This is a genomic window from Mesorhizobium sp. M1295, assembly GCF_040318135.1.
Taxonomy (GTDB): domain Bacteria; phylum Pseudomonadota; class Alphaproteobacteria; order Rhizobiales; family Rhizobiaceae; genus Mesorhizobium.
Window position 1 is genome coordinate 1 of record NZ_JAMYLU010000059.1, and the last position, 5,358, is coordinate 5,358.

At 57.5% G+C, this 5,358-nt stretch carries 3 protein-coding genes, 1 pseudogene and 1 other annotated feature; of the genes and pseudogenes, 3 read left to right on the forward strand and 1 reads right to left on the reverse strand.

What is annotated here, in order from left to right; translation table 11 throughout:
• Positions 1-1,020, reverse strand: a pseudogene (locus tag NKH29_RS32290) (IS3 family transposase); the annotation flags it as partial.
• Positions 620-736 (reverse strand) — a sequence feature (AL1L pseudoknot). (Overlaps the previous pseudogene by 117 nt.)
• 99 nt (positions 1,021-1,119) lie before the next feature.
• Here NKH29_RS32290 and NKH29_RS32295 point away from each other — a divergent pair.
• From NKH29_RS32295 to NKH29_RS32305, 3 genes are all read left to right on the forward strand, one after another.
• Positions 1,120-3,096 (forward strand): GcvT family protein, encoded by a 1,977-nt coding sequence (locus NKH29_RS32295; RefSeq protein ID WP_353001402.1) that lies wholly within the window; start codon positions 1,120-1,122, stop codon positions 3,094-3,096.
• Between the two features lie 921 nt (positions 3,097-4,017).
• A complete protein-coding gene (locus NKH29_RS32300; protein ID WP_353001403.1) occupies positions 4,018-5,070 on the forward strand; it encodes a N,N-dimethylformamidase beta subunit family domain-containing protein in 1,053 nt (350 codons plus the stop codon).
• Entirely contained in the window at positions 4,977-5,297 is a 321-nt protein-coding gene (locus tag NKH29_RS32305) for a N,N-dimethylformamidase beta subunit family domain-containing protein (protein WP_353001404.1), read from the forward strand. The genes NKH29_RS32300 and NKH29_RS32305 overlap by 94 nt, the downstream gene beginning before the upstream one ends.
• Positions 5,298-5,358: the final 61 nt, after the last annotated feature.

Sequence of the window (5,358 nt, forward strand, 5' to 3'; positions counted from 1 at the left end):
TCGTCCCGACCGTGCCGATCGCCGCTTTCGAATGCTCATCGCAACCTCCAACTTCAGAGTGTTGCGACGACCGCTTGAATCCGCCTTGGCTGCCTCTATCGCTGTGATGGATGAGCCCGCCTCCCTGCACGGGCCGCCGATCATGGAGAGCCTGTTCCAGAGCGTCCAGAACGAAGCTGGCATGCGCCGTCCGGCTCACCCGCCAGCCGACGATCCTTCGCGCATAGGTGTCGATGACAAAGGCGACATAGACGAAGCCCGTCCAGGTCGCGACGTAGGTGAAGTCGGAGACCCACAGCATGTTCGGCGCCGGGGCATGGAACTGGCGATTGACGTGATCGAGAGGGCATGGTGCCGCTTTGTCGCTCACCGTGGTGCGGATCGGCTTGCCACGGATGATGCCTTCGAGGCCCATGGCCTTCATCAGGCGGGCAATCGTGCAGCGGGCGACATCGAAGCCCTCGCGTTGCAACTGCCGCCAGATCTTGCGAACGCCGTAGACGCGGAAGTTAGCCTCGAACACGCGTCGGACCTCATCCTTCAAAGCCTCATCCCGCTTCACCCGAGCCGACAGCCGGGAGGGATCGATGCGCTTGGCGACATGGTCGTGGTAGGTCGACGGGGCGATCGGCAGCACCTTGCAGATCGGCTCGACCCCATGCGCCTCGCGGTGATCGTCGATGAACGCGATCATGGCTTGAACCGGCGGTCGAGCTCCGCCTGGGCAAAATACGCGGAAGCCTTGCGAAGGATCTCGTTGGCCTGGCGAAGCTCGCGGTTCTCGCGTTCCAAAGCCTTGAGTTTCGTCGCCACATCCATAGGCACACCGGCTCGCACGCCACTGTCGCGCTCGGCCTTCTTCACCCACTCATGCAGCGTCTGCGCCGTGCAGCCGATCTTGGCGGCGATCGACGAGACCGCCGCCCACCGCGAGGCATGCTCGCCTTCGTGATCCAGAACCAGCCGCACCGCACGGGCTCGGACCTCGGGAGAGAACTTGTTGGTCGTCTTGCTTGTCATGGCTCCACCTTCTCAGGAGTTGGAGCCTCCGATCAACCCGGGGCGGTTCAGTGCAGTGTTCATTCCTGGCATGGCCAAACCAACCCGGTCGACACATGCATGGCGTTGGCGATGGGGGCCAAGCAAAAGGGTGTGAAAATCTTCGAAAATTCTGAAGTCCAGGACCTCTGGCGAACTCCAGATGGCTATTATCAGGTTCGAACCGGCGAAGGTGTCATAGAAGCTGAAGTTCTAGTGCTCGCATGTGGGCTGTGGACTCGCGATCTTGCGTTCAAGTTGAGTGCGCGCATTCCCTTGTATGCGGCAGAGCATTTCTATGTTTTCACCGAACCTATGGATTTTGTGACTCCGACCTTGCCTGTGCTGCGCGATACCGATGGCTATGTTTACTTGAAGGAAGATACGGGGAAGTTGCTTGTTGGCGCGCTCGAGCCTTGGGGGAAACCGCTTCCGATGGAAAAGCTCCCGAAAGACACCCCTTTCATAGAGCTTCCAGAAGACTGGAACCAGTTCGAATTGCCAATGACCAAGGCCATAGAGATTGTTCCTGAGCTGGCGAATGCCGGTATTGCCAAGTTCTTTAATGGTCCCGAGAGTTTCACGCCCGACCTTTTGTTTATGATTGGGGAAGTCCCTGGGATGAAAAACCTTTTCATCTCAGCCGGGTACAACTCTGGGGGCACTGAGGCCGCCGCCGGAGCAGGGCGAGCTCTGGCAGAATGGATCATCGCTGGCCAGCCCCAGATGGATGTCACTTCCGTGGATGTCGCGCGGTTTCATCCCTTCCAGATCAACAAGCGATATTTGCACGATCGCACAGCCGAAGTGATGGGCCTCCATTATAAGATACACTGGCCGGCTTACCAGCCCGAGACGTCCCGAGGTGTTCGCAAAAGCCCACTTCACGACCGCTGGGCGAGGCTCGGAGCCAGCTTTGGCGAAGGCATGGGCTGGGAACGTCCCATTTGGTTCGCAGGTGAAGGAGAATCGACGAAAAACGCCTATTCCTACGACGAGCCGAACTGGTTCAAATATACCAGTCAGGAGTGCAAGGCCGCCCGTAACGGGGCCATCCTGGTAGACCAAAGCTCATTCGGCAAGCATTTGGTGCAGGGCCGCGATGCATGTCGCTTCCTGCAGTGGCTTTGCGCCGGCAATGTGGATGTACCGGTAGGGAAGCTGGTTTATACCCACATGCTCAATGAAAAAGGTGGTATAGAGACAGACATCACAGTAAACCGCTTGTCGAAAACAGAGTTCATCATCATTTCATCGTCTACTGTCCATCCGCGGGATAAGGCCTGGATTACGCGGCACATTACAGAGGAATGGAATGTCACAATAACAGACGTCACCTCGGCCTATGCAGTTTTGTCATTGCAAGGCCCGAAATCTCGCGATGTCCTGTCCCAAGTGACCGACGCAGATCTTGGAAATGCTGCATTCCCATTTGCTACCAGTCAGGAAATCGATATCGGATACGCTCGCGTCATAGCCAATAGGCTGACGTTCATCGGAGAGCTTGGCTGGGAACTGCATATTCCAACCGAGATGGCCCAGCACGTCTTTGATGTCATTTGGGAGGCGGGCCAAGCCTACGGACTAAAGCCTGCTGGATACCATGCGCTAGAATATCTGCGATGCGAGCGCGCATATCGAGAATACCAGCTCGATCTTACGCCACTTGATACGTTGCTTGAGGCGGGTCTTGGATTTACGATTGATTGGAACAAGGACGGAGGTTTTATCGGGAAAGGGGCGTTACTTTCCCAGAAAAATTCAGGTCCGCTAGAAAAGCGGTTGGTGTCGTTCAAGCTTCGCGATCCAAATCCTGTTCTTTTCCACGAAGAACCCATTCGACGCAACGGCGAGATTGTTGGGTACATTTCCTCTGGAGCAAAGAGCTTCACTCTGGGCCAGTCAGTGGGAATGGGGTATGTGAGCCACCCCGCAGGGGTCACGAAGGAGCTAATTGAAAGCAGTCGATGGGAAATCGAAATTGCTGGCAAACTCTACGAAGCGGACGCGTCGCTGAGGGCGTTTTTCGATCCAAACGGGGAAAGGCTTAGGCGCTAGGTTAGTGGCCTGTGCTGAGCGGGAGAAAGTTTGTGCTGGCGGAAACAGGATATCGGTGTCAAGCGCGGATGCCGTAGACCAGGTAGGCTGAGAGATCTGCTGCACGCGAAGTGCCGGGTGACCTTGCGCCCGCACAGTTGCGTGACTTGGCGCAGATCAGCGGCCCTATAGGGCGGCCGTAACGGGTACGAGTCAAGCATGGCGAGTGCTGCGCTCGATGTGCTCGTGGCATGACGACCTCACCATCTGGGACCGGACCACCGCGTTTCCGCGTCACCAGAGCATTCTGCAGCAGAGCTTGACCGCCAGGTGATCGCCTCCTGCTGGGTCGAACATGGCCGCTCGTAATGTGTCGTCGGACAGCCTCGTCAAAGCGGTCCTCGGCGATGCGCCCAATCTCTCTTTCTCTCTTGATAAGAGCGGCGGGATTTCTGATCAGAACAAGGCTTGATCAGTGTTTCGTCTGCCGAGCAGTGATCTGACGGACAGCAGTCGCCCAATGCTTTACACCGGGAGCCTCGCTTGGCATCGATCAGTGCGCCAGTCCAATTTGACGGGTTTGGCAGGTAAAGCCGCGTCGCTCACGGTCGCTGCGGTCATGCAGAAATGAGCTGCTATAAGCCTGTTTACTGCGTTGAAGACGTCATTTCGTCGAAACAGTCGTTCTAGCGCTGCTACATTGTACGAAGCGCTCCAGTGCGACAGATGGTCCTGCACGGCTCGAATTGCTGAGGAGCTTGTAATGAGTTTGACTCGACCGATGACTAGTTTGCCAGAACCAGCGATCATTCTGCGGCGGAGGGTCCCGCCTCAAAAACTGAGGAGTTCCTGCCCGGCGTTCATCCTTCACTAACGTCGGGATATCGCTATGTAGCTTTCCCGGCGACCGGTCGAGAAGCAGTACCGTACTTCGCGGGCTATATGGCGGCCGTCAGCGTTGCCCCTGGCGACGAACTCGCGGTACACGTGGCAACGCGGTCTTCAGAACGCTGTTACGTCGACATCTACCGTGTAACGGGGTGCGAGGATGCTCGTCTTCATCCGAAGCTTTCCCTCGTTCAACGCTTTGGCCCCGTCGAACCACACCGTCTGCCGCAGTCGGCGGGGGGGGGGCGCGTCCTAGGCCCTGGTGACGCCGACTCCGAAGGATGCCGCTGGCCGAAGATGAACCTCCTCGACAGCGTTCCTAATGAGTGGCCGAGTGGCATGTACGTGGCTCAGTTCTGCGCAGACGAAAAGCCACGGGAGCGTGCCAGCGATCGTGCAGGCGAGGATGCGCTGTTCATCGTCCGACGCGGCAGCGGCCGCCCAGGGGCCCAGATCCTCTGTCAAGTCAACGTAGCAACCTGGCTCGCCTACCACATCTTGCACGACCGCAGCTTGTACCATGGGCGGTCGGATGGTGGCCAGTACTGGGAAGAGCTGAGGAATTCAAAGGCATCGATCCATCGGCCGGGTCTCGGGCTATGTTACCCGAACGGAAACATTCTAGGCCCATACCCGCCGAAGTCGGGGCACACATTTGCTTTCATCGACTGGTTGGAACGCGAAGGCATTTCCGTCGACTTTTGCTCGGGCCTGGATACATCTAACGGGTATGCAAACCTTTCGGATTACTCTGCTCTGGTCACGATTGGCCATGACGAGTACTGGACTGGAAAACAGCTTGACGCCGTCCGCGGCTTTCGGGATTCCGGTGGCGCCACGATCTTCCTCGGTGGCAACCTTGCCTGCTATCTAGTCCGAGAGACTTCTGACAGTACTGCAATCGAGTGCTATAAGGCCTCGGGCGACCACGCTGACAGCGAGCATGGCGACGGCGGGGAATCGCTTGATCCGCTGCACGCCGCAGCACCAAACCCTTTAATTACGGGGTTCACTTGGCATCTGCGGCCAGAGTCAACGAGTCAACGACAACCACGACAGGCGTATACAATTACACGCGTCGACCTGGAGCGCCGCAGGAGGTACTGACCGGCGGAATGTTTTGGTACTGGGAGCTCTTCGGTGGGCCATCGCGCCCTAAGTGCGGCTTTACCGTGTGCGATCCCGAGCATTGGGTTTTCACTGGTGCAGGGGTTGGGGACGGAGACACCTTCGGTGCAGAAATAAAGCTCCTTGGGCATGAGGCGGATGGTCTTGAGGTCGAGTCCGACAGCCGGCGTCCAAAACTCACATGTCCAACCCGGAGACATAGGTAACAGATTGTACTTAAGACATGGGTGACAACCTCGTGCCGAACGGGTTGTCGATGGTCTGCAA